This window comes from Ectothiorhodospira shaposhnikovii (assembly GCF_022227765.1).
Lineage (GTDB): Bacteria > Pseudomonadota > Gammaproteobacteria > Ectothiorhodospirales > Ectothiorhodospiraceae > Ectothiorhodospira.
In genome coordinates this window covers 1-601 of the sequence record NZ_JAJMLZ010000032.1, presented here as the reverse complement: position 1 = coordinate 601, position 601 = coordinate 1, and the positions used below count along the sequence as shown (strand labels likewise).

General features: G+C 62.1%; 1 pseudogene. It reads left to right on the top strand.

The annotated features are described in order from the left end of the window. A pseudogene (locus LQD11_RS15440) lies at positions 1–601 on the top strand (hypothetical protein); the annotation flags it as partial.

Below are 601 nucleotides of genomic sequence, written 5' to 3'. Positions count from 1 at the left end.
GGGGCTGAACAACCTCAACGACATCACCCTGGACAAGCCCTTTGCGCCCATCTGCGGCTACACCGACGAGGACATCGATACCGTCTTTGCGCCGGAACTACCGGGTCTGGACCGGGAGCAGATCCGACAGTGGTACAACGGCTATCGTTGGGGAGATGAGACAACGCCGGCGGTCTATAACCCGTTTGATGTGTTGCTGCTGTTCCAGAAACGGGAGTTCCGGCCCTACTGGTTTGAGAGTGCCACGCCTACGTTCCTGGTCAAGCTCCTCGCCGAACGCGGTTTTTACACCCCGCGGCTGGACACCCTGGAAACGGAGGCCGCACTTCTGGGCCGCTTCGACGTGGACGAGATTGCCACCGAGGCGCTCTTGTTCCAGACCGGGTATCTCACCGTGCACAAGGTGGAGCAGCCCATGACCGGTTACTGGCTTTACACCCTGGGCTATCCCAACCGGGAAGTGGAGGCCAGTCTCAACCAGGCCTTGCTCCCGGCCCTGGGCATGCCCAGAGCGGCCCAGCAGCGCATCAGTCTGTTTCGCGCCCTGCAGGCCCACGACCTGCCGGCCCTGGAAACCCACTTCAAGGCCCTGTTTGCCGGA